We start from the raw sequence: 21,201 nt of genomic DNA on the forward strand, positions 1-21,201 counted from the left end.
GCGGACAGCCTTTCCTGGCGGGCGGCGACAACGGCCACTACCCGTCCTCCTGGTACAGCAAGGCCAAAAAGCCGGTGAGGCCGCCCACACACACGGGCAGCCACGCCGAAGCGATCGGATGCATCAACTCAGCCTTGCTCAAATCCTCAGTTACTTTCGACAGAACGTAGAGCAGAAAGCCCGCGCCCACGCCACTCAAAACCATCTTTTGCACGCCGCCGAAGCGGAAGAAGCGCAGGCTCACCGAGGCCGCCAGCATCACCATTGCGGCCAGCAAAAACGGCTGCGCAATGAGCTTGTGGTACTGCAACCGGTACCCGGCGGTCGCAAATCCGGAACTTTCGGATGATCGGATATAGCCCGGTAGTTGCCAAAAAGACACAGTTTCGGGGGTCGAAAAACTGTTGCGGACCTGGGCGGGGGTCAGGGTGGTGGGGATGAAGAAGGCTTCCTGGTCGACCGGGGGGGCGTCGAGGGAGAATCGGCGCGCTGATTTGAATGCCCAGCGGCCTTCCTCGAGGGATGCCTCGCGCGCCTCGATTCGTTCCTTGAACTGGAAGTCGTTATCGAACCTGAACACCGTCAACCCGGTCAGCCGGACGCCCTGCTGCTCGCTGCGGGCGGCATTGATGATCCATTGGCCGTCGTTGCTGACCTGGTTGAGCCAGAAGCCGGAAGCATCCTGGATCCCGCCGCCGGGAGCGGAGCCGAACAGTTCCGCCTCCATCCGCTTGGAGAGTTCGCGCAAGTTGGCGGACATCGGATTGTAGGCGACGGTCGCCAGGGCCCCGAGCACGATCGAGCTTGCCAGCGCCGGGGCAATGAACTGCCATGCCGAAACGCCGGCGGCGCGGGCGACCACGAGTTCGAGCCGCCGCGACAGCGCGAGATAGCAGGTCATCGCCCCGATCAGGACGCAGAACGGCATCATCTTTTCGAGCAGTTGCGGGACGCGGTACAGCGACGTTTGCGCGACCGTGATGGCGGAGGCCGAAGCCAGCCCCGACGTCTTTCTGACCATTTCGATGTAATCGACCAGCACGAGCAGCAGGAAAATGCTCAAGAACACGCCGACCGCCGAGATCACGAAGCGGCCGGCAAAATATCGCCCGAGCGTGTTGGTCATCATGCTCATGCTGTGGCGGGCCGCCCGAACAGCCGAAGGATACGCTCGTTCGACCTGTTGATGGCTTCCATCAGGGCCGCGGGCGGTTCCACCACCACGCCGGCCAGGATCATCCACATCCCGCCGCCGATCGCCGCGAACAGCATCAGGTACTGAACGAGGGCGGCGAGCGGCTGTTTCACCGTCATGACGGAGCAGGCGAATCCCGCCATGCGCAACCCGAACACGGCGAAGATCGAACCGCCGATCGAAAAATTCCGGCTCTGGCGCGTCGTGCGCGGCGTGCCGAGGAACGCGAAAGTCAAAGCCGCGAATGCGAAGGGGTAGAGCGGCGCGAGGAAGCGGTCGTGCAATTCGGCGCGGAACTGTCCGGGCAATTGCTGGTAAACCGGATCGTCAGGGGAGGGCGACAGCAATTCCCAGATGTAGCGTTCGCGGATTCCGAGCGTGAAGTCGCGGCCCTTCTGGAATTTCGACATGTCGAAGGCGTAACGGCCGAACGCCACCAGCGCTGGATCGCGCTTGCCGGCCTCGAAACGTTCGAGATTGCCGTCCTCGAGCACCAGGTACGAGCCGCTCTCGTTCTTCAGGATCGTTCCATGATCGGCAATGATGGTGATGCGTTCCTTCGGGTCGCGGCGGTCGTCGACAAAGATGCCGGCGAGGATGCCGCCCGGCTGGCGCTCGCGGATGCGGATCGTGAGGTTCTGGTCGAGCTGGGCGAAGCGGCCGGGCTGCAGAATGTTGGTGAGCACGTCGGCGGTGATCTCGGCGTCCCACTGCTTGATCCGGCGCATGCCGTCGGGCGCCATGTAGGAGGCGATGAAGGCGACCAGGAGCGCCACCACGCAGGTGGCGTAGAAGAACGGGCGGAACAGCCGGAATGGCGAGAAGCCCGCCGCATTCATCACGATGATCTCGGAGTCGGTCGCGAGCTTGTTCAGGGTATGCGAGATCGCGATCATCAGGGCGATCGGCGCAATGATCAGCACCAGCGCGGGAATCACCAGACCGGTGATGCCGAGAAAGGTGACGATGGTCTGGCCCTGGCTGGTCATCAGGTCGATGCCGCGCAACGCCTGCGTAATCCAGATCACCCCTGTCAGGCTGACCAGAATCAGCGCAAACGACGCCAGCGTCGTGCGAAAAATGTACTTGTCGATCGACCCCATCGCTACCGCACGATCCCACCTTGCGAGCCAAAACCGCGGTTCGCGACCACTCCCGAGACCGGGATCCCCTTTGGCCGCGCCGCAGTCGTCCTGCCGGCTCACAGTCTCACTACCATCCCTTTGATCCGTCAACAAAATGGCTGAGCCAAGGCACGTTCCAGATATGGTTAATAATTCGCGTTATGTGGCTCTGGAGCCACTGCGGCGCTTGGCAGCGCGGCGGCGGACAGGCCATAGTGCTGCGGACCACGCTCTTGACGGATGTGCAGCACAGCCGAAGGAGCCATTTGAAACACCGCCTGGCGGATTCCCGACCCAGCGACAGCCCTGATTCTTGGAGGATTTGCCCATGTCCGACGCCGTCAAGGTCGGCTTCGTTCCGTTTTCCACCGCCCCGCGCGGCATTCTCGTGGTGTTTTGCGACGACACGCTGAAATTCGGCGCGGAAACGCGCAAGGTGCTGGGGGCGGCGGCCGATACCGTCAAGCGGGCGGCGGATGCCAACCGATTCAAGGGCAAGAGCGGCTCCACGCTCGATATTCTGGCGCCGGAGGCGCTCAAGGCCTCCCGCCTGATCGTCGTCGGCGCCGGCAAGCTCTCAGCCCTCAAGGACAACGATTTTCTCAAGTTCGGCGGCGCGGCCGCCGGCAAGCTGCTCGGCGGCAATGCCGCCGTGATGATCGTGGCGGAATTGCCCGATGGGGTGATGAATCCGGAGCAGGCGGCTGCGGTGGCTTCGGGGCTGCGGCTGCGCGCCTATAAATTCGATCGCTACAAGACCAAAAAGAAGGACGGCGAGGACGCCGCCGTGCGCGCCGAAGTTTCGCTCGCGGTCGGCGATGTGGCCGCTGCGCGGAAGGCCTTTGCGCCGCGTGCGCACGTCGTCGACGGCGTCATCATGGCGCGCGAGCTCGTCAATGAGCCGCCGAACGTGCTTTATCCGGTGGAATTCGCGCGCCGCGCCAGCCAGCTCAAGAAGCTCGGCGTCGATGTCGAGGTCCTCGACGTCAAGGCAATGACCAAACTCGGCATGGGCGCGTTGCTGGGTGTCGCCCAGGGCTCGACCCAGCCCGGCCGGATGGTGGTGATGCGTTGGAACGGCGGCAAGAAAGGTGAGCAGCCGGTCGCCTTCGTCGGCAAGGGGGTCTGCTTCGACACCGGCGGCATTTCGATCAAGCCCGCGGGCAGCATGGAGGACATGAAGGGCGACATGGGCGGTGCGGCTTGCGTGGTCGGACTGATGCATGCGCTGGCGGCGCGGAAGGCCAAGCTCAATGTGGTCGGCGCCATCGGCCTGGTCGAGAACATGCCCGACGGCAATGCGCAGCGCCCCGGCGATATCGTGACCTCGATGTCCGGCCAGACCATCGAGATCATCAACACCGACGCCGAGGGCCGTCTGGTGCTGGCCGACGTGCTCTGGTACGTGGCGAAGAAGTTCAAGCCGAAATTCATGGTCGATCTGGCAACGCTGACCGGCGCCATCATGGTGGCGCTCGGTACCGAATATGCCGGCCTATTCTCCAACAACGACGAACTGGCCGAACGGCTGACCAAGGCCGGGTTGACCACGGGGGAGCGGGTCTGGCGCATGCCGCTCGGTCCGGAATATGACAAACAGATCGACTCGCAGTTCGCCGACATGAAGAACACCGGCACCCGCCACGGCGGCTCGATCACCGCCGCGCAGTTCCTGCAGCGTTTCGTCGACGACACGCCGTGGGCGCACCTCGACGTCGCGGGAACGGCGATGGGCGCGCCGAAATCCGAGATCAATCAAAGCTGGGGCTCGGGCTACGGCGTTCGCCTGCTGGATCGGCTGGTCGCCGAGTATTACGAAGCCAGGAAATAGCTGAAGTAAATAGCAGAAAACCGATGACCGAAGTCTTGTTCTACCATCTGCAGGACATGTTGCTGGAGAACGTGTTGCCGCCGTTGCTCGAGAAATCGCTCGAGCGCGGCTGGCGGGTGGTGGTGCAGTCGACGTCGGAAGAGCGCGCCGACGCGCTCGACGCCCATTTGTGGACCTATCGCGACGATTCATTCCTGCCGCACACCACCTGGCGCGCCGCCGATGCGCAGGATCAGCCGATCGTGCTGGCGGTCGAGGAGGGCAATCCGAACCGGGCCAATGTGAGGTTTCTGATCGACAGCGCCGCTTTGCCCGCGGACTCCCACATCTACGATCGGGTGGTCCTGGTCTTCAACGGCGACGACGACAACGCGCTGACGGCGGCGCGGGGCGCCTGGACCGATTGCAGGTCGCGGGGGTTCGAGGTCACCTATTGGCAGGCCGACGAGCGCGGCCGGTGGCAGCGGCGGGAATAGCGATCTCAGGCAATTAATGATAATCTGCAGTTTCGGCCCGGGCGTTTGGACAAAGCCATGGTCGTGCCGCAAAGTGATGGTGGGACAATCGCTTAGACGACAGGGTTGGGAACTTAGGTAATCGTGCGCGATCAAGACCTTCATCGGAAACGCCTGCTGGCGTTGCTCCTGCTGGCCCCCATGATGGCGGGCTGCTCGGGCGCGTCCAACATGTTTTCCTCCGATCTGCTGTCGAAAGACGCGGAATGGTTTTCGCGCTCCGGCCGGATCTTCACCCGAAACATTTCGATTGAAACGGCGCCGTTGAGCCCGGAGAAGCCGGTGACGGCCGAGGATCTGGTGAGCGCCGATGGGGCGTGCCCGGGAATGGCGCCTCCCGGTGGACCGGCGGACGCCAACGCCCTGACCGACGGCGCGGCCGGCGCGCCGGTGGTGCCCTCGACGCGGGGAACGGTGGCGCTCGGCCATACCGAATGCGACGTCGTGCGCGGCATCGGTGCACCCGCCAGCGTCAGTCTCTCCAACAACGCGCGTGGCGACCGGGAGGCGGTCGTCACCTACACGCAGGGACAACGCGCCGGCATCTATACCTTCACCGCGGGGCGGCTGACCTCGATCGAACGCGGACCGGAGCCGGTGATGCCGAAGACGGCAAAGCCGAAAGCGAAGAAGAAACCGGCCGCGACCTGATCGTCGCCGGCGCGCTTCCTCCCGATCGGCGGTGAATGGGCTCAGCCCGCCGCTTCGTCATATTGCGAACTCGCCGCCAGCCATTCTTCCTCGGCACGCTGCAGCGCGCTCTCGGCGCCGGCCCGCGCCTTGCTGAGCTGGGCGGCCTGTTTCGGGTCGCGCCTGAACAGATCCGGCAGCGCCAGCGCGGTGTCGATCTTGGCAATGATGCCGTTGATGCGCGCGATCTCGGCCTCGGCGTCGGAAATCTTCTGCTTCAGCGGTACGCGCTTCTCGGTCCTGGCACGCTGCGGCTTGTCGCGGCCGCCGCCGCGGTCGTTGTCGGCGCGGTCGCGCGAATTGGTGCGCATGCCGCGCGCCGACAACACCATGCGCCGGTAATCGTCGAGGTCGCCGTCATAGGTCGTGACCGCATGATCGGCCACCACCCACAATTGGTCGGCGCAGGCCTCGATCAGATAGCGGTCATGGGAGACCATGATGACGGCACCGGGAAAATCGTTGATCGCTTCCGCGAGCGCCGCGCGGCTGTCGATATCCAGATGGTTGGTCGGCTCGTCGAGAATGATCATGTTGGGGGCGGAAAAGGTCGCAAGGCCCAGCAGCAGCCGGGCTTTCTCGCCGCCCGACAGGCTCTTCACCAGGGTGTCGCCGGCCTTGCCGGAAAAGCCGATCGCGCCCACACGCGCGCGCACCTTGCTCTCCGGCGCGTCCGGCATCAGCTTGCGGACGTGATCGTAGGCCGAGCCGTCGAGATTGAGCTCGTCGACCTGATGCTGCGCGAAATATCCGACCGACAGCTTTTCCGCGCGGGTGACATGACCGGAGAACGGCGCCAGCTTGTTGGCCAGCAGCTTGACCAGCGTCGACTTGCCGTTGCCGTTGGAGCCGAGCAGGGCGATGCGATCGTCGGTATCGATGCGCAGGGTGACGCGATTGAGCACCGGCCTTGTCGGATCGTAACCGACCGAGACGTTGTCGACCGCGATGATCGGCGGCGACAGCATCTTCTCCGGCGCCGGAAATGAAATCTCGCGCACATCCTGCGTCACCAGCGCGGTGACCGGTTTCATCCGCTCCAGCATCTTGACGCGGGACTGCGCCTGGCGGGCTTTCGATGCCTTGGCCTTGAAGCGATCGACAAAGGCCTGCAGCCGCTTGCGTTCGTCGGCCTGCCGCTTGGCGTGCTTGGCGTCGAGCATCTCGCGCGTGGCGCGTTGTTCCTCGAACGAGGAGTAGGTGCCCTTGTACAGCGTCAGCTTGCCGCGATCGAGGTGCAGGATCTGGTCGACCGAGGTGTCGAGCAGATCGCGGTCATGGCTGATGACGATCACGGTTCGCGGATAGTTGGCCAGATGATCCTCGAGCCACAGCGTGCCTTCGAGATCGAGGTAGTTGGTGGGCTCGTCCAGCAGCAGCAGATCGGGCGCCGAAAACAACGTCGCCGCCAGCGCGACGCGCATCCGCCAGCCGCCGGAAAATTCCGAACAGGACCGCGCCTGGTCGGCGGTGGAGAATCCGAGGCCGCTGAGGATCGCCGCGGCGCGGGCCGGCGCCGAATGCGCATCGATATCGACGAGACGGGTTTGAATGTCGGCGATGCGCGAAGGATCGTGCGCGGTCTCGGCTTCGGCCAGCAGCGCATCGCGCTCCAGGTCGGCCTTCAGCACGACCTCGATCAGGCTCTCCGGACCGTCGGGCGCTTCCTGCGCGAGGCTGCCGATGCGCCAGCGCGGCGGGATGGTGATAGTCCCGCTTTCGGTCGGCAACTCGCCGCGGATCGCGTGAAACAGCGTCGATTTGCCGACGCCGTTGCGGCCGACAAAACCCACGCGTGCGCCGGGCACGATCTGAACCGAGCTGTTGTCGATCAACAGCCGTCCGGCAATCCGGACCGAAATGTCTGATATTGAAAGCATGCGGCGTTGTCACCGCTGCCGTCCAAAAACGCAACCTGTTAATTGAGCCGAATAGCCTCTGCGCGGGCTCCCGATGCTGCAATTATAGCCTGGTTCGGCCGCATTCGCCGGCCGGCTCTGTCAAATCGATCGGCTGGTTTCGCGCTCGGCAGTTCGTGACGAAGTTCCGCCTGGCGGTGGTTGCATCGAGGTGATGTTCGAGAACGGCCCCGGCCGCGGGGCGCGGCCGAGGCTGCATTCGTCGGAAGGGGCTCAATAGCAGCGATTCACCAGGCGCCAGCGGGGTCCCCACGGAGTCGGTACCAATCGCCGCACATAGCAGCCGCCATAGCCGTAACCGTAGGCCGGGCCGCCGACGACGATGCGCGGACCGCCCCAGCCCCAGCCGCGGTGCCAGCCACCATGCCAGCCATGACCGCCCCAGGCGGAGGCGGAGGTCGGCGCCAGCGCGGCCGCACCCAGCGAAGCCGCGGCAACGGCAACAAGCGAGAGTTTGCGTAACATGGTCGTCTCCTCAGGGTTCGGCGCTGTCAGCGCGCGGTGGAGTTGCTGCCCCGTAACGCCCCCGCATTCGCAAAGGCGCCCGGTCGATCGAAGCCTACCCCTGGGAACGTGAACGAAACCGGGACGCCGGTGTCAGAGAGGGTTCATATTCGTGAAATTGCTGTCATTTCGGCGCCGCCGGATCGCAGGGCGCGGCCCCGCGACATATCGCCTGATCGCTTGCCGTTCCCGGACGGCCGCTTGCCGTTCCCGGATGGCGCCGATATAAGCGCCGCAACTCCCTCCACCGCTATTCAAGGACGAGATCATGGCGATTGAACGCACCTTTTCGATTATCAAGCCCGACGCGACCGCGCGCAATCTGACGGGCGCGATCAACGCGGTGATCGAGAAGGCGGGACTACGGATCGTGGCCCAGAAGCGCATCCGCATGACTCGCGAGCAGGCCGAAACCTTCTACGCGGTCCACAAGGCGCGTCCGTTTTTCGGCGAACTGGTGGACTTCATGATTTCCGGACCGGTCGTGGTCCAGGTGCTCGAAGGCGAGGGCGCCGTGCTTCGGCATCGCGACGTCATGGGTGCAACCGATCCATCCAAGGCGGCCGAAGGAACCATCCGCAAGCTGTACGCGAATTCGATCGGCGAAAATTCCGTGCATGGCTCCGATGCCCCCGAGACGGCGGCGATCGAAATCGCTCAATTCTTCGCGGGCAACGAAATCGTAGGCTGATTGAACCCGGCAGCGGCAGATAATAGCCGCAGAGACGGCCATCCGGCCGAGAGGGACGCGCTGTGAACTGGCTGTTGCAAATTTTCGATCCGGCGACCATCGGAGCGTTCTTTACTCAGTTCCAGAGCGAGATGCAGCAGCCGGCCTTCTGGGTGGCGGTCGGCAAGATCATCTGGATCAACGTGCTGCTGTCGGGCGACAACGCGCTGGTGATCGCGCTGGCGTGCCGTGCGCTGGAGCCGCGCCAGCGGCTTTGGGGCATGATCTTCGGCGCCGCCGCGGCCGTGGTGTTGCGCATCATCTTCACTTTCATCGTCGCGACCTTGATGGCGCTGCCGTTCCTGAAGCTGGTCGGCGGACTGGCGCTGATCGTGATTGCCGCCAAGCTATTGGTGCCTGAAGACGAGGACGAGGAAGGCGTACAGTCGGCCTCGCATCTCTGGGCCGCAGTTCAGATCGTCGTGGTCGCCGACATCGTCATGAGCCTCGACAACGTGATCGCGGTCGCCGCCGCGGCGAAGGGCAGCGTCCCGTTGCTCGTGCTCGGCCTTGCCATCAGTATTCCCCTGATCGTCGCCGGGGCGGCGCTGATCATGGCGCTGCTCACCCGGTTGCCGATCCTGGTATGGGCCGGCGCCGCCTTGCTGGGCTGGATCGCCGGCGAGGTGATCGCGAGCGATCCGGCTGTCCAACCGGTGTTGCACGTCATCTTCGACGGCCCGGTCGGCGTCAAGCTCGACGCCTTGCTGGCGCTGTTCGGCGTGTCGCCGCGCTTTACCGGCGGCGGTCACGGCGCCGAGGTGGTTTGCGGCCTGATCGGCATTGTCATCGTGCTGGCCGCCGGATCGATCTGGCGGAAGCGCAAGCTGCAGGGCGGCGAGCATGCAGCGTCGCATGCCGCGGATGAGGCGGCGCAGACGATCGATCGGCCGTAAGTCGGGGCGATCGGGCTCCTTATCAGCTCCGCACGATCGATCCGGAGCGGCCGACCAGCCGCGCCAGCTGCTTGAACCGGCTGCCGACGCGATCGGCGACGAGATCGACCATTCGGTGCTCGAACACCAGCATCAGCTTGCGGCCCCGGCTTCGGAAATGGGTCAGCGGCAAGACGCCCGGCCGTGCCGCCGAGATCAGATGGGCGACGCGAAATACCGCGCCGAGCAGGCGGGCGCGCTCGATCATGGCCGGCGGCACCAGTTCCCGGATCACCGTCGGCGGTTCATTCTGTTCGCTCAGGCCCGCATAGCGGTAGAACACCGACAGCGCGACGAACGCCCGGCCCTGATGGCTGATCGAACCGAAATTTCCGTTGGTGATGAGATTGAGGGTCTGCTCGCCCCGATGGTCGGGATGCACCCGCCATCCGATGTCCGACAGCAGGCAGGCGGCGTGCCGCAGGCGGCGATCCTCGTCGGTTTCCTTCAGCCTGACGACCCGGACCAGGCGATCGGTCCATTCGATCAATTCCTCCGCATGGCGTGCGGATCGCGACAGCAACTCGTTCAGGGTCTGCGCGGCGCAGATCAATCCATCCTTGGAGCGCTCGGCCTGCGGCAGCATCGCGTAAAGCAGGCCCTCGCGCACGCCGAAGGTCGAGAACACGATGGTCTTCGGCTTGGCGACGCGAATGATGTATTCGAGCACGAGGGCTGCATAGGTCAGCAGCGGCCGTCTGGCGTCGGCGACAACCTCGATATTGGCCAGCATGTTGGCTGAAGCGAGACGGCGCAGGCGCTGCGCGAAATCCAGCGCATCCGCCGCCGGAAGCGAATAGCCATGCATCACCCCCAGCGGATAACCGCTCTGGACGATGTGAATGCGCGCCAGCGCCCGCCACGTTCCTCCGACCGCATAGAAGGTGCGGCCGCGGCCGGCCTTGAGCTGCGCAACGTCGGCAAGGTCGTTCCTGACGATGCGTTCGGCGCGCTTCAACGACTTGTGCGAGATATCCTGCAGCGCCAGGCTTCCGAGCCGGAGCGTCACGCCACGGCGAACGCGGTTGCCGTGCACGTCGATCAGCTCCAGCGAACCGCCGCCGAGATCGCCGACGATGCCATCCGGGTTATGGACGCCGGAAACGACGCCCAGCGCGGACAGCTGCGCCTCGCGCGGACCCGACAGGATCTCGATCGGACAGCCGCAAATGCGCTCGGCCCTGGCGATGAAATCGGGGCCGTTGCTGGCGTCGCGACAGGCGGCGGTGGCGATGGCGTGGACGCGGCCGACCTTCATCACCCGGCACAGCGCGCGAAAACGCCGCAACGAGGTGAGGGCCTTGGCGACGGCGTCCGGCGCCAGCAGCCCGGTGGTCTGAACCTCGCGGCCGAGGCCGCACAAAGCCTTCTCGTTGAAGATCGTGGTCAGGCTGCGCGCCATCGATTCGTAGACGACGAGACGCACCGAATTCGAGCCGATGTCGATGACCGCGACGCTGGACGCGCGCTTGCGCGGCCGCTTCACCGCGTGGACCCCTTATGAGGACTGATGGCGCTCGGTACGGCGCGTGAGGCGGCGCGGTGAAGATTCCTTGAGCGACTTTCCACGGCCTGACAGACTCGGATGCGTCATGAAGTAATTGTGCAGATTGAACGGCTCTTCGCCCTTCGCGGCCTTCATACGCGTTGACGACCCATCCGGCAACAACTGCCAGCTCTGCTCGTTGTCCTTGAGATTCGCGACCATGATTTGCTCGAGAACCTGCTGATGCACCGTGGGATTTTGCAGCGGACAGAGGACTTCGACGCGCCGGTCGAGGTTGCGCGGCATCATGTCGGCGGAGGAGATATACACAGCAGCTTTTGCGCTGGGCAGGCCCTGTCCCATCCCGAAGCAGTAGATTCGGCCGTGTTCGAGAAAGCGGCCGATGATCGACTTGACCCGGATGTTTTCCGAAAGTCCGGGGATGCCGGGCCGCAGGCAGCAAATTCCGCGCACGATCAGCTCGATTGGCACGCCGGCCTGTGACGCCTCATAGAGCGCGTCGATGATGTCGGGATCGACCAGCGAGTTCATCTTCAGCCAGATTCCCGCCGGCTTGCCGTGACGGGCAAAGTTGGTCTCGCCGCGGATATGTTCGAGCATCCGCTTGCGCAATGTCAGCGGCGACACCGCCATCTTCTCGATGTCGCTCGGTTCGGCATAGCCGGTGATGTAGTTGAACACCCGTGCTGCGTCGCGCCCGATGATCGGATCCGACGTGAAGTAGGACAGGTCGGTGTAGATGCGCGCAGTCACCGGATGATAGTTGCCGGTGCCGGTATGGACGTAGGTGGTGAGGCTGCCGCCCTCGCGGCGCACGATCAGCGACAGCTTGGCGTGGGTCTTCAATTCGATGAAGCCGTACACCACCTGGACACCGGCGCGTTCGAGGTCGCGCGCCCAGCGGATGTTGGCCTCCTCGTCGAACCGCGCCTTGAGTTCGACCAGCGCGGTCACCGACTTTCCGGCTTCCGCGGCCTCCGCGAGTGCGCGCACGATCGGCGAGTTGTTCGAGGTGCGATACAGCGTCTGCTTGATCGCGACGACGTCGGGATCGCGGGCGGCCTGCTGCAGGAACTGCACGACGACGTCGAACGATTCGTAAGGATGATGAACGATCAGGTCCTTCTGCCGGATCGCCGCGAAGATATCGCCGCCATGATCGCGCACGCGTTCGGGGTGGCGCGGCACATAAGGAGGGAATTCGAGATCGGGCCGGTCGAGCCGGGTCAGTTGCGACAGCTCGTTCATCGCCAGCACGCCGTCGACCAGCAACACCTCGTCGTCGGAGGCGGAAAGCGCCCGCTGCACGAACGCCCGCAGCTCTTCCGGCATATTGGCCTCGATCTCGAGCCGGATCACCGATCCCCGCCGACGCCGCTTCAGAGCGGTTTCGAACAGCCGGACCAGGTCTTCCGCCTCTTCCTCGATCTCCAGTTCGCTGTCGCGGATGATGCGGAAGGCGCCCTGGCCCTTGACGGTATAGCCGGGGAACAGCCGGCCGATGAACAGGCCGGTGGCCTGTTCGAGCGTAATCAACCGCACCGCGCCGTCCTTGGTCGCGGGCAAGCGGATGAAGCGGTCGATCTTGCCGGGCATGCGGATCAGCGCGTTCATCGGCTTGCCGTCGGCAGTCCGCGCCAGCTGCAGTGCCACGGTGAAGCCGAGGCTCGGGATGAACGGAAACGGATGCGCCGGATCGATCGCCAGCGGCGTCAGCAACGGGAAAATATTGTGGAGGAAATGGTCCTCGATCCAGGCTCGCTCGGTCTTGGTGACATCGCGGCCGTCGACCAGAACGATGCCGACGTCGGCCAGGATGCCGCGCAGATCGCGCCAGATGGCCTGCTGGTCGCTGGCGAGCTTTGATACCGCCTCGTTGATCAGCACCAGCTGCTCGGCCGGGGTCAGGCCGTCGGGGCTGCGCTCGGCAATGCCCTCGCGCACCTGGGCCTTGATGCCGGCGACCCGGACCATGAAGAATTCGTCAAGGTTATTGGCGGAAATCGACAGGAACCGGACCCGCTCCAGCGCGGGATGGCCGGGATTGACGGATTCCTCGAGCACCCGGCGATTGAAATGCAGCCAGGAAAGCTCGCGATTGATGAAGCGTTCGGGGCTGGAAGCGATCGCCGGAGCCGTCTCGGCTTCTGTCTCTTTCTCTTTGATTACAATGGGTTGTGAGGATTCCATAAAGTTTAAGTCCATCCCGGCGCCCGGCTTGCGCGATTCCGTTCGAATGCGGCAGCAGAGCATGTGTTATCGCGATGACGTTTCAATGACATTGATGTTCTCGCCCGTTGCGCCGTCAAGATGGCGCAACGCCCCGGGGGATCTAGGCGTTGCGCAGCAATTCGGCAGCCAGCGCCCGGGTCACCGGACGGCCTAGCCGCAGGGCTTCGGCGTCGAGCATTTCGACAGCCTGGCGTACGGCCGCATAGGAACGTTCGATCCGGGTGGCGAGATAGCCAACCACGGTTTCGTCGACGCTGAGCTGCCGGTCGGCGCAAAATTTGACGATCAGGGCACGAAACAGTTGATCGTCAGGCGGCAACAGCGACACCGCCGGTACCGCGCGCAGGCGTGACCGCAGATCGCGCAACTCGACGGCAAACGCCGATGGCGGTTCGCGCGCGGTGATCAGGACGAACGCCTCGTCCTCGCGCGCCAGATTCATCAGGTGGAACAGCGCCCGTTCATCGACATCAGACGGTCTGAGGTCCTCGACCACCAGCGCCCCCGTCGCCAGCGCGCCGGGCACGGCGGCCGCGGTCAGCGCATGCGCCGAAATCGAGCGGGCGCCGGCTTGCTCGGCCCAGATCGCGGCGAGATGGCTCTTGCCGGAGCCCTCCGGGCCGACCAGCAGCATGATGCGGTTCGGCCATTCCGGCCAACTGTCGACCAGCGCCAGGGCCGCCTCGTTGGCGGGGCCTTCGAGAAAATTGTCGCGGGTCAGGCTCTCTGCGTGCGGCAGCGCGAATGCAAGCTGACGAGGTTGAACGCGGGCCGCCACGAGAAAGTTCTCCATGCCGGCACCGGCCGGCGCATACCTATAGCGCTTTCAGGCGAAGTGGACACCGGTTCGCCGCGAGAAAAGCGCTTCGAAACAAGGCCTCTATTTTACGTCGATCGTACTCATATGCCGCACCCACTCCACCAGATAGAGGGATACGGAAACCAGCGTAAACACCGTGACGAAACCCATCAGGATCAGATCATAGGGCGTCGGATTGAAGCCGAAGCCCAGCGCCGCGAGCACCAGTGCCGCGAACGCCACCTGCGCCACCGTATTGAGCTTCGATACCATCAACGGCTTCATCGGGATCGGCTTGCCGAACAACCATGACACAATCACGGCGGCGACGATCATGATGTCGCGCGAGACCACGAGGATGACCAGCCAGCGCGGCACCGCGCCCCAGATTCCGAGCGCGACGTAGATCGAGACCAGGAGGGCCTTGTCGGCGAGCGGGTCGAGCAGGGCGCCCAGTTCGCTCGCCATATTGAAGCGCTTGGCGAGGAAGCCATCGACCGCGTCGCTGACGCCGGCGATGATGAAGATCGCAAAGGCGATTTCCATCTGGTTGGAGGCGATCGCCCAGACGATGACCGGCACCAGCAGGATGCGGCCCAGCGTAATGATGTTCGGAATACTCAACTCGGCGCTTCCCGGCTACCGGCCTGATTTCGCGTATGATCCGGCCCTTTGCAGCCCAGACCGGTTCTTGTCTACATAGTATATGCTGATGCCGCTTGCGAGCCATTGCACATCAGCGGAATCCGACGTAACCAGCCGCCGTCATCTGGATTAGGGCATGATCGACCGCAAAAACGGGCTCACTTACGCGGATTCGGGCGTCGATATCGATGCGGGCAATCGTCTGGTCGATCTCATCAAGCCGATGGTTCGCGCCACCGCGCGCGCCGGCGCCGACGCCGAAATCGGCGGGTTCGGCGGGTTGTTCGACCTCAAGGCCGCCGGCTTCAAGGACCCGGTGCTGGTGGCGGCCACCGACGGCGTCGGCACCAAGGTCAAGATCGCCATCGAGACCGGCCTGCATGGCGGCATCGGCATCGACCTGGTGGCGATGTCGGTCAACGACCTCGTGGTGCAGGGCGCCGAACCGCTGTTCTTCCTGGACTATTTCGCCTGCGGCAAGCTCGATCCGGAGGCCACCGCCGTGATCGTCGCCGGCATCGCCGAGGGCTGCCGGGAATCCGGCTGCGCCCTGATCGGCGGCGAGACCGCGGAAATGCCCGGGCTCTACAAGGATGGCGATTACGACCTCGCCGGTTTTGCGGTCGGCGCCGCCGAGCGCGGCACCTTGCTGCCGCGGCCCGACATCGCCGCCGGCGACGCGGTGATCGGGCTTGCCTCGTCGGGCGTGCATTCCAACGGGTTTTCACTGGTCCGCAAGATCGTCGAGGTGTCGGGCCTCGGATTTGAGGCCAAGGCGCCATTTTCGCCGGTCATGACGCTCGGCGGCGCGCTGCTGGCGCCGACCCGGCTCTATGTCCGGTCATGCCTGCGCGCGATCCGCGAGACCGGCGCGGTCAAGGGGCTCGCCCACATCACCGGCGGCGGTTTCACCGACAATATCCCGCGCGTGCTGCCGAAGCATCTCGGCGTCGGCATCGACCTCGCGCGCCTGCCGGTGCTGCCGGTGTTCAAGTGGCTGGCCGCGCAGGGCGGCATCGCCGAGCTCGAGCTGTTGCGCACCTTCAACTGCGGCATCGGCATGATCGCTATCGTCAAGCCGGACGCCATCGAGCAAGTCACCGCCATTCTCACCGAAGCCGGCGAGAACGTGGCGTTGCTGGGCGAGGTGATCCCGGCCGAGAACGATCATCGCGTGGTCTATAACGGTCATCTCGATCTCAAATGGTGAGATCGATCTCGCATGGGTGAAGCCGTGAAGCGCCGTGTTGCAATCCTGATTTCCGGGCGCGGATCGAACATGGCTGCCCTGATCGAGGCGGCACGGCCCAGGGATTTCCCGGCCGAGATCGTGGTCGTGATTTCCAACCGCGCCGATGCCGGCGGGCTCGATCGCGCCAGAGCCAGCGGCATCCCGACCGTCACCATCGAAAGCAAGCCGTTCGGCAAGGATCGGGCGGCGTTCGAGGCGGTGCTGCAGACGGCGCTGGACCAGCACAGGGTCGAGCTGATCTGCCTCGGCGGCTTCATGCGGCTGTTCACGGCCGAATTCGTGCAGCGCTGGTTCGGCCGGATGCTCAACATCCATCCCTCCCTGCTGCCGTCGTTTCCGGGCCTCGAACCGCAGGCCCAGGCGTTGCGTGCCGGGGTGAAAATCTCCGGCGCGACCGTGCATTTCGTCATTCCGGAAACCGACGCCGGTCCGATTCTGATGCAGGGCGCGGTCGCGGTTGCCGATGCCGATACGCCGGATACGCTGGCCGAGCGTATCCTCGGCATCGAACACCGCATCTATCCCGAGGCGCTGCGGCTGCTTGCCAGCGGCCAGGTCCGGCTGGAGGGCGATGTCTGCAAAACCTTGGCCAAAGCGAATCCCGACAACACGCTGATTTCGCCTGCCACCGAATGATGCAGCGCCTCTGGCGTCATCAACTCGCGTCACTTCTTGGTCTCGCAAAACAGAGGGAGCCCCATGATTACATTGTTCGGTTCCGGTCCCAATTTCGGTCTTCCCGACGCAAGCCCTTTCGTCACCAAGGCCGAAACCTTACTGCGGATGTCGATGCTGCCATTTGAGAAAGCGCTGATGAGCTTCTCGAAGGCCCCCAAGGGCAAGATCCCCTATATCGACGACGATGGTGAGCTGCTCGGCGATTCCACCTTTATCCGCTGGCACCTCGAAAAGAAGTACGGGGTCGATTTCGACAAGGGCCTGACGAGCGAACAACGTGCGACGGCGTGGGCATTCGAGAAAATGGCCGAGGACCATCTCTACTGGGCCACTGTCCACATGCGCTGGATGGATGAAGTGAACTTCAATCGAGGTCCCCGGGAATTCTTCAAAGCTGCGCCCGCCGTCATCCGCCCGCTGGTCGTCGCGATGGTCCGGCGCCGGGTCCGCAATTCCTTGCACGGCCATGGCATGGGACGACACAGCCCGAAGGAGATCGTCGAGCTGGGAACGCGTTCGCTCCAGGCAATTGCAGACCACCTCGGCAGCAAACCATTCTTCATGGGCACTGAGCCGACCGGCGCCGACGCCACCATCTTTGCGTTTGTCGTCAGTGCGATGTGTCCCGTCTTCAAGTCGCCGCTGCAGGAGGCGGCCGCGAGCCACGACAATCTGCGTCATTACGTCGGCCGCATGGTCGCGCGGTTCTATCCGGAACTTGGCGAACTCGCCGGATGCAAGGCGGCGGCCTGAAATATCCGAGAGTCAAAAAACAGGATTCCCCGACGGCTTGCCCGGCGAGCATCGAGCGGGACCGGTAAAGGGAGAACAGCAATGGCAAAGGTCGCGATTGTCGGCTGCGGCGCCATGGGATCGGTCTATGCCGCGCTCATGGTCGATGCCGGTCACGAGGTTCACGCGGTAACGCTGTGGCCCGATCACGCCGAGGCGATGGCGTCGAGGGGCCTGCGCTGCGAAGGCGCCAGCGGCGATCGCACGGTGCCGATCCATGCATCCACGACGACGGATGGCATCGGGCCGTGCGATCTCGTCATCATCGCCACCAAGGCATTCGATGTGGAGGCGGCGGCGCAGTCCTGCATTTCCCTGCTCGGTCCGGAAACCATCGTGCAGACCATCCAGAACGGATTGGGATCGCCGGAAATCGCCGCACCGATCCTCGGCGCCGATCGTATTGCGGTCGGCGTCGTCGGCGGGTTCGGCGCCTCGATACGGGCGCCCGGCCACGCCCATCACAACGGCATGGAGATGATCCGGTTCGGCGCGTTTGCCGGGCTGCCGAAGCAGCTTCTGCAAGCCTCGGCGAAGATCTGGGAGTCCGCAGGCTTCAAGGTCGCGCTGTTCGACGACATCAGGCAGATGGTCTGGGAAAAGCTGATCATGAACGTCGCCTTCTCGGGGACGTCCTGCACCACCGGGCTGACGATCGGCGAAATCCTCGGCGATGCCGACGCCTGGAGCGTGGCGCGGGGCTGCGCCGAGGAAGCGATCGCGGTGGCGAAGGCCTGCAATATCCGGCTCAACGTCGGCGATCCCCTGGAGCACATCCGCAAACTCGGCGGCAAGATACCGGACGCCCGGCCGTCGATGCTGCTGGATTACAATGCCGGCCGCCGATGTGAGGTCGATGCCATCAATGGCGCGATTCCCCGTCTCGGCAAGCCGCTCGGGGTCGCGACGCCCGTCAACGAGACGGTGGTCGGCATCATCAGGGCGCGCGAACGCCGGATGCTCGCAACGAGCTAGTCCCGCCGATATTTGCGAAACAAGATCCCCCGGCAAGGGCCGGGGGGTGCATCAGGATTGCTTGCGCGGATCGTGACGTAGCTTAGGAGACCTTCAGATTTTCCGCGGATGTCTTGCCGCGATTTTCCACAAGGTCGTATTCAATCACCTGATTTTCGTTGAGGGTCGAGAGTCCAGCGCGCTCGACCGCCGAGATATGGACGAACACGTCCTTATCGCCGACCATCGGCTTGATGAACCCATAACCCTTGGTCGGGTTGAACCACTTGACGGTGCCTTTTTGCATCGCCTGTCTCCTGGTCTAGACATAAAAAAGACGCGGCCACGCATTTCGCGTGCCACGCCACAAGCGGGATTCCGGAAGTCTGCTGGATTTCCTAGTCGCGAAACGCACAGTCGAACGGCCTAAATCCGATTGTACCGAATATTGCAACACGAAATCCCTGCGTTAGCAAGCCTCTGGCGTGGCTCAGGAAATCGAGAGCGATTCAATCGCTCGTTACTGACTGTGGCAGCGGAACAACAACGCCGCGCTATCCTATGCTGCGAAGCACCCTGACCGATTGACGCTCCCCGCGAACTGGGCGCAAATCGGCTCGGCCGATGAGGAATTGGCATTTTTCGAGCCGGCGCTCCTGTTTGGGACTGAAATTCATGCGCTGCTCATCGCGGCCTTCGCGAGCAAATTGGGCTGGACTGGGCCGCAGGCTGTTCATGGTCTTTGCGTCGGCGCTTCTTCTTGCTGCTGCCGCCGTCGCGTCGTCGCCGGCTCAGGCCCAATCCCCAACCCCGACACCGACCCCGACTCCAACACCGTCGCCGACCCCCAGTCCAACACCGACGGTGATCAATTCCAGTTTCTCGGCGGGTTCGACGGTGACGAACCTCGGCAGCAATTTCCTGGAGCGCCTTGGCAATCAGGCGACATCCGGCCTCGGCAAGGCGTTGGGCAGCAATCCGGGGGGCGGCGGCGCATCCGAGAGTACCGAGGCCCCGCAGTTCCGCACCTGGGGCGAGCTCTACGGGCTTTCGGCCACCGCCGGTCCGCTCGGCTATTTCGTTGGCGATCGACGCCGCACCTGGGGCGGCGTCGCGGGATTGGGCGCGCGCGTCGCGCCCGGCGTCAACGTCGGTTTCTCGGTCGATCAAAGCCGCACCGCCATCGACATCCCGCTGGCGCTGCAGTCGGCGACGCTCGATCTCACCCAGCTCGGATTCAGTGCCTCGGTCGACAAGGGGCCCTGGACCTGGGCCATCGCCCTGGTCCACGGATTCGGGAAAGTGAATTCAAGCCGCGACACCGGGTTCGGCGTGGCGACCGCTGGTTACAACGCCAGGCTCGACGGCGCGCTGACGGAACTCAGCTATTACTGGAGCCAGGACCAGAGCCGCATCGTGCCGAAGGCCGCGTTCGAATATGTGCGCGCCTCGACCGGATCGCTGCAGGAGTACGGCGGGCTCGATCCGGTCGCGGCATCAGGCGCAACGGCGGCGCGCGCGCGCGTCCTGGTCGGCGCCGAGATCGGGCATTACTGGATTTTCGACCGGAAGATTCTCGACTTGTCCGCCTACGGCAAGTTCGTCGACAATGTCATGCAGAATTTCGGCGCGGTCACGGTCAGCCTCGGCACCCAGAGCATCCTGGTGCAGGGCATCGGCGAAAGCCGGTACGGTGCGGATGCCGGGGCGTCGGCTTCGCTCAGCCTGAGCAACACCGCGCGGCTCTATATCAACTACGATGGCAAGTACCGCGCCTCGATGCAGTCGCATCAGGGCACGCTCGGCGTCGAGTTCAGGTGGTAGTGCCGCTGCCCGATCAGGCCGGCCCCGCAGCCACATATCCCTGCAGGCCGAAATTCGTCCTGGATGCCGCCATCATCGGCACGAGGTCGTTGGGATGGATGAACTCGTCCTTGAAGCAAGGATAGGTTTTCGGGTCGAAGATCTTCTTCAGCCAGTCGATGACGATCTTGTGCCGGTCGGAGTTTCGAAACTCCTTGTGATAGGTGAGCCACAGGTCGGCGTGATGATGGACGCCGAGGTCGACGGCAACCAGCGCCGCTCCGAGCGCCACCGAAGACGTCGGCAGGAATCCCATTCCTGCGCCGCGCTCCACCGCATACAGCACGCCGATGCTGGAATTGGTCTTGATCCCGACGATGCCCTCCAGCGACGTCAGTCCCAGCACCCGGGCATAGGCGGAATCGTCGATCTGCGGCGCATGCTGGATCACCAGCCGGTGTTTTCTGATTTCGGACAGCGTGGGAACGCCATGCAGCTTGCGATAGTCTTCCGAAACGAATGCATAAATATGCAGCCGGCCGAGCTTGGTGACGATGAGGTCGGGATTGGTCGGCCGCTCGAGCTGGATCGCGATATCGGCTTCCAGCCGGGCGACGTCGGCCTGCTCCATCGCGCAGCGAAGATCGACCGTGATCTTGCGGTAGGTTTTCTGGAAGTCGATCAGCCGCGGAAGAATCCAGAAATTGCCGGGACCCTCGGTGACCGCGACGCGGACCGTGCCGGCGGCATCGTCTGACCGGGCCGCGCGCCGGAAAATGTTGAAGGCGTGACGTTCCATTTCCATCACGTCGCCGATCATCGCCGAACCTGCGTCGCTCAGCGTCAATCCGCTCTGGTCGCGCAGGAACAGCTTGCAGCCGATGGATTCTTCGAGCCGGTCGATCCGGCGCATCAGCGTGGTGCTGGTTACACCGAGTTCTTCTGCCGCATTGCGAAAGCTCTTGTATCGCGCACAGGCCAGAAACGATCGCAGGTCATCCCAGGATGCATCCAGAACTTCGTCGGTCCGGTGCTGCGTCATCGCAGCACCCCGGTGCAATAGTTGCTGCATACCCCAATTCCCCGCCCGATATGG

Annotated in this window: 20 protein-coding genes; 10 read left to right on the plus strand and 10 right to left on the minus strand. The window is 64.0% G+C overall.

All coding sequences use genetic code 11. The features are described 5' to 3' along the window. Positions 1–37: 37 nt before the first annotated feature. Both lptG and lptF read right to left on the minus strand, forming a co-directional pair. Positions 38–1,135 carry an LPS export ABC transporter permease LptG gene (lptG, locus tag KMZ68_RS12035; protein WP_215616298.1) on the minus strand — a complete coding sequence of 366 codons (1,098 nt, stop codon included), beginning with the start codon at positions 1,133–1,135 and terminating at the stop codon, positions 38–40. Beyond that, on the minus strand, positions 1,132–2,298 hold the full coding sequence (gene lptF / locus KMZ68_RS12040) for an LPS export ABC transporter permease LptF (RefSeq protein WP_215615970.1): 1,167 nt from the start codon (positions 2,296–2,298) through the stop codon (positions 1,132–1,134). The genes lptG and lptF overlap by 4 nt, the downstream gene beginning before the upstream one ends. A 349-nt stretch (positions 2,299–2,647) precedes the next feature. Here lptF and KMZ68_RS12045 point away from each other — a divergent pair, with 349 nt between their 5' ends. From KMZ68_RS12045 to KMZ68_RS12055, 3 genes are all read left to right on the plus strand, one after another. Continuing rightward, the gene (locus KMZ68_RS12045) at positions 2,648–4,150 is read left to right on the plus strand and encodes a leucyl aminopeptidase (protein ID WP_215615971.1); all 1,503 of its coding nucleotides are present in this window, start codon (positions 2,648–2,650) and stop codon (positions 4,148–4,150) included. 23 nt (positions 4,151–4,173) lie between these two features. After that, positions 4,174–4,626 carry a DNA polymerase III subunit chi gene (locus KMZ68_RS12050; RefSeq protein ID WP_215615972.1) on the plus strand — a complete coding sequence of 151 codons (453 nt, stop codon included), beginning with the start codon at positions 4,174–4,176 and terminating at the stop codon, positions 4,624–4,626. A 180-nt stretch (positions 4,627–4,806) separates the two neighbouring features. Then, a complete protein-coding gene (locus KMZ68_RS12055; RefSeq protein WP_249779633.1) occupies positions 4,807–5,316 on the plus strand; it encodes a hypothetical protein in 510 nt (169 codons plus the stop codon). A 41-nt stretch (positions 5,317–5,357) separates the two neighbouring features. Here KMZ68_RS12055 and KMZ68_RS12060 read toward each other — a convergent pair whose 3' ends face one another. Beyond that, on the minus strand, positions 5,358–7,235 hold the full coding sequence (locus KMZ68_RS12060; protein ID WP_215615973.1) for an ABC-F family ATP-binding cassette domain-containing protein: 1,878 nt from the start codon (positions 7,233–7,235) through the stop codon (positions 5,358–5,360). Between the two features lie 252 nt (positions 7,236–7,487). After that, positions 7,488–7,739: a sulfur globule protein precursor gene (locus KMZ68_RS12065; RefSeq protein ID WP_215615974.1), complete on the minus strand. Its 252-nt coding sequence runs from the start codon at positions 7,737–7,739 to the stop codon at positions 7,488–7,490. A gap of 307 nt (positions 7,740–8,046) precedes the next feature. Between KMZ68_RS12065 and ndk the strand changes: the two genes are divergently transcribed. Further along, positions 8,047–8,469: a nucleoside-diphosphate kinase gene (gene ndk / locus KMZ68_RS12070; protein WP_215615975.1), complete on the plus strand. Its 423-nt coding sequence runs from the start codon at positions 8,047–8,049 to the stop codon at positions 8,467–8,469. Positions 8,470–8,531: 62 nt separating this feature from the next. Beyond that, positions 8,532–9,404, plus strand: a complete 873-nt coding sequence (locus KMZ68_RS12075; protein ID WP_215615976.1) for a TerC family protein — start codon at positions 8,532–8,534, stop codon at positions 9,402–9,404. Positions 9,405–9,426: 22 nt separating this feature from the next. On the opposite strand, the gene ppx is transcribed toward KMZ68_RS12075, so the two are convergent. From ppx to KMZ68_RS12095, 4 genes are all read right to left on the minus strand, one after another. Continuing rightward, positions 9,427–10,929 (minus strand): exopolyphosphatase, encoded by a 1,503-nt coding sequence (gene ppx / locus KMZ68_RS12080; RefSeq protein WP_215615977.1) that lies wholly within the window; start codon positions 10,927–10,929, stop codon positions 9,427–9,429. Between the two features lie 12 nt (positions 10,930–10,941). Then, positions 10,942–13,140: an RNA degradosome polyphosphate kinase gene (locus KMZ68_RS12085; RefSeq protein ID WP_215615978.1), complete on the minus strand. Its 2,199-nt coding sequence runs from the start codon at positions 13,138–13,140 to the stop codon at positions 10,942–10,944. A 142-nt stretch (positions 13,141–13,282) separates the two neighbouring features. Then, positions 13,283–13,960, minus strand: coding sequence for a DnaA ATPase domain-containing protein (locus KMZ68_RS12090; protein ID WP_215616300.1), 678 nt, complete (start codon positions 13,958–13,960; stop codon positions 13,283–13,285). 102 nt (positions 13,961–14,062) lie between these two features. Further along, the gene (locus tag KMZ68_RS12095) at positions 14,063–14,605 is read right to left on the minus strand and encodes a CDP-alcohol phosphatidyltransferase family protein (protein ID WP_215615979.1); all 543 of its coding nucleotides are present in this window, start codon (positions 14,603–14,605) and stop codon (positions 14,063–14,065) included. Between the two features lie 157 nt (positions 14,606–14,762). On the opposite strand from KMZ68_RS12095, the gene purM reads away from it, so the two are divergent. The 4 genes from purM (at position 14,763) to KMZ68_RS12115 (ending at position 18,323) form a co-directional block, all read left to right on the plus strand. Then, on the plus strand, positions 14,763–15,836 hold the full coding sequence (gene purM, locus KMZ68_RS12100) for a phosphoribosylformylglycinamidine cyclo-ligase (RefSeq protein ID WP_215615980.1): 1,074 nt from the start codon (positions 14,763–14,765) through the stop codon (positions 15,834–15,836). Between the two features lie 24 nt (positions 15,837–15,860). After that, entirely contained in the window at positions 15,861–16,514 is a 654-nt protein-coding gene (gene purN / locus KMZ68_RS12105) for a phosphoribosylglycinamide formyltransferase (protein ID WP_215616301.1), read from the plus strand. Positions 16,515–16,577: 63 nt separating this feature from the next. Beyond that, positions 16,578–17,309: a glutathione S-transferase family protein gene (locus tag KMZ68_RS12110; protein WP_215616302.1), complete on the plus strand. Its 732-nt coding sequence runs from the start codon at positions 16,578–16,580 to the stop codon at positions 17,307–17,309. Positions 17,310–17,390: 81 nt separating this feature from the next. Beyond that, positions 17,391–18,323 carry a ketopantoate reductase family protein gene (locus KMZ68_RS12115; protein ID WP_215615981.1) on the plus strand — a complete coding sequence of 311 codons (933 nt, stop codon included), beginning with the start codon at positions 17,391–17,393 and terminating at the stop codon, positions 18,321–18,323. Positions 18,324–18,405: 82 nt separating this feature from the next. Here the strand turns inward: KMZ68_RS12115 and KMZ68_RS12120 are convergent, their stop codons facing one another. Continuing rightward, on the minus strand, positions 18,406–18,609 hold the full coding sequence (locus KMZ68_RS12120) for a cold-shock protein (RefSeq protein WP_079569050.1): 204 nt from the start codon (positions 18,607–18,609) through the stop codon (positions 18,406–18,408). Between the two features lie 368 nt (positions 18,610–18,977). Between KMZ68_RS12120 and KMZ68_RS12125 the strand changes: the two genes are divergently transcribed. After that, the gene (locus KMZ68_RS12125) at positions 18,978–20,126 is read left to right on the plus strand and encodes an autotransporter outer membrane beta-barrel domain-containing protein (RefSeq protein WP_215615982.1); all 1,149 of its coding nucleotides are present in this window, start codon (positions 18,978–18,980) and stop codon (positions 20,124–20,126) included. A gap of 13 nt (positions 20,127–20,139) precedes the next feature. Here KMZ68_RS12125 and KMZ68_RS12130 read toward each other — a convergent pair whose 3' ends face one another. Continuing rightward, positions 20,140–21,177 (minus strand): LysR family transcriptional regulator, encoded by a 1,038-nt coding sequence (locus KMZ68_RS12130; protein WP_215615983.1) that lies wholly within the window; start codon positions 21,175–21,177, stop codon positions 20,140–20,142. Positions 21,178–21,201: the final 24 nt, after the last annotated feature.

The organism is Bradyrhizobium sediminis, assembly GCF_018736105.1.
Classification (GTDB): domain Bacteria; phylum Pseudomonadota; class Alphaproteobacteria; order Rhizobiales; family Xanthobacteraceae; genus Bradyrhizobium.

Excerpts from the sequence above, each read along its gene's own strand:
- lptG (WP_215616298.1), bottom strand. The coding sequence starts at position 1,135 with ATGAGCATGATGACCAACACGCTCGGGCGATATTTTGCCGGCCGCTTC.
- lptF (WP_215615970.1), bottom strand. The coding sequence starts at position 2,298 with ATGGGGTCGATCGACAAGTACATTTTTCGCACGACGCTGGCGTCGTTT.
- KMZ68_RS12045 (WP_215615971.1), top strand. The coding sequence starts at position 2,648 with ATGTCCGACGCCGTCAAGGTCGGCTTCGTTCCGTTTTCCACCGCCCCG.
- KMZ68_RS12050 (WP_215615972.1), top strand. The coding sequence starts at position 4,174 with ATGACCGAAGTCTTGTTCTACCATCTGCAGGACATGTTGCTGGAGAAC.
- KMZ68_RS12055 (WP_249779633.1), top strand. The coding sequence starts at position 4,807 with ATGATGGCGGGCTGCTCGGGCGCGTCCAACATGTTTTCCTCCGATCTG.
- KMZ68_RS12060 (WP_215615973.1), bottom strand. The coding sequence starts at position 7,235 with ATGCTTTCAATATCAGACATTTCGGTCCGGATTGCCGGACGGCTGTTG.
- KMZ68_RS12065 (WP_215615974.1), bottom strand. The coding sequence starts at position 7,739 with ATGTTACGCAAACTCTCGCTTGTTGCCGTTGCCGCGGCTTCGCTGGGT.
- ndk (WP_215615975.1), top strand. The coding sequence starts at position 8,047 with ATGGCGATTGAACGCACCTTTTCGATTATCAAGCCCGACGCGACCGCG.
- KMZ68_RS12085 (WP_215615978.1), bottom strand. The coding sequence starts at position 13,140 with ATGGAATCCTCACAACCCATTGTAATCAAAGAGAAAGAGACAGAAGCC.
- purM (WP_215615980.1), top strand. The coding sequence starts at position 14,763 with ATGATCGACCGCAAAAACGGGCTCACTTACGCGGATTCGGGCGTCGAT.
- KMZ68_RS12110 (WP_215616302.1), top strand. The coding sequence starts at position 16,578 with ATGATTACATTGTTCGGTTCCGGTCCCAATTTCGGTCTTCCCGACGCA.
- KMZ68_RS12115 (WP_215615981.1), top strand. The coding sequence starts at position 17,391 with ATGGCAAAGGTCGCGATTGTCGGCTGCGGCGCCATGGGATCGGTCTAT.
- KMZ68_RS12120 (WP_079569050.1), bottom strand. The coding sequence starts at position 18,609 with ATGCAAAAAGGCACCGTCAAGTGGTTCAACCCGACCAAGGGTTATGGG.
- KMZ68_RS12125 (WP_215615982.1), top strand. The coding sequence starts at position 18,978 with ATGCGCTGCTCATCGCGGCCTTCGCGAGCAAATTGGGCTGGACTGGGC.
- KMZ68_RS12130 (WP_215615983.1), bottom strand. The coding sequence starts at position 21,177 with ATGCAGCAACTATTGCACCGGGGTGCTGCGATGACGCAGCACCGGACC.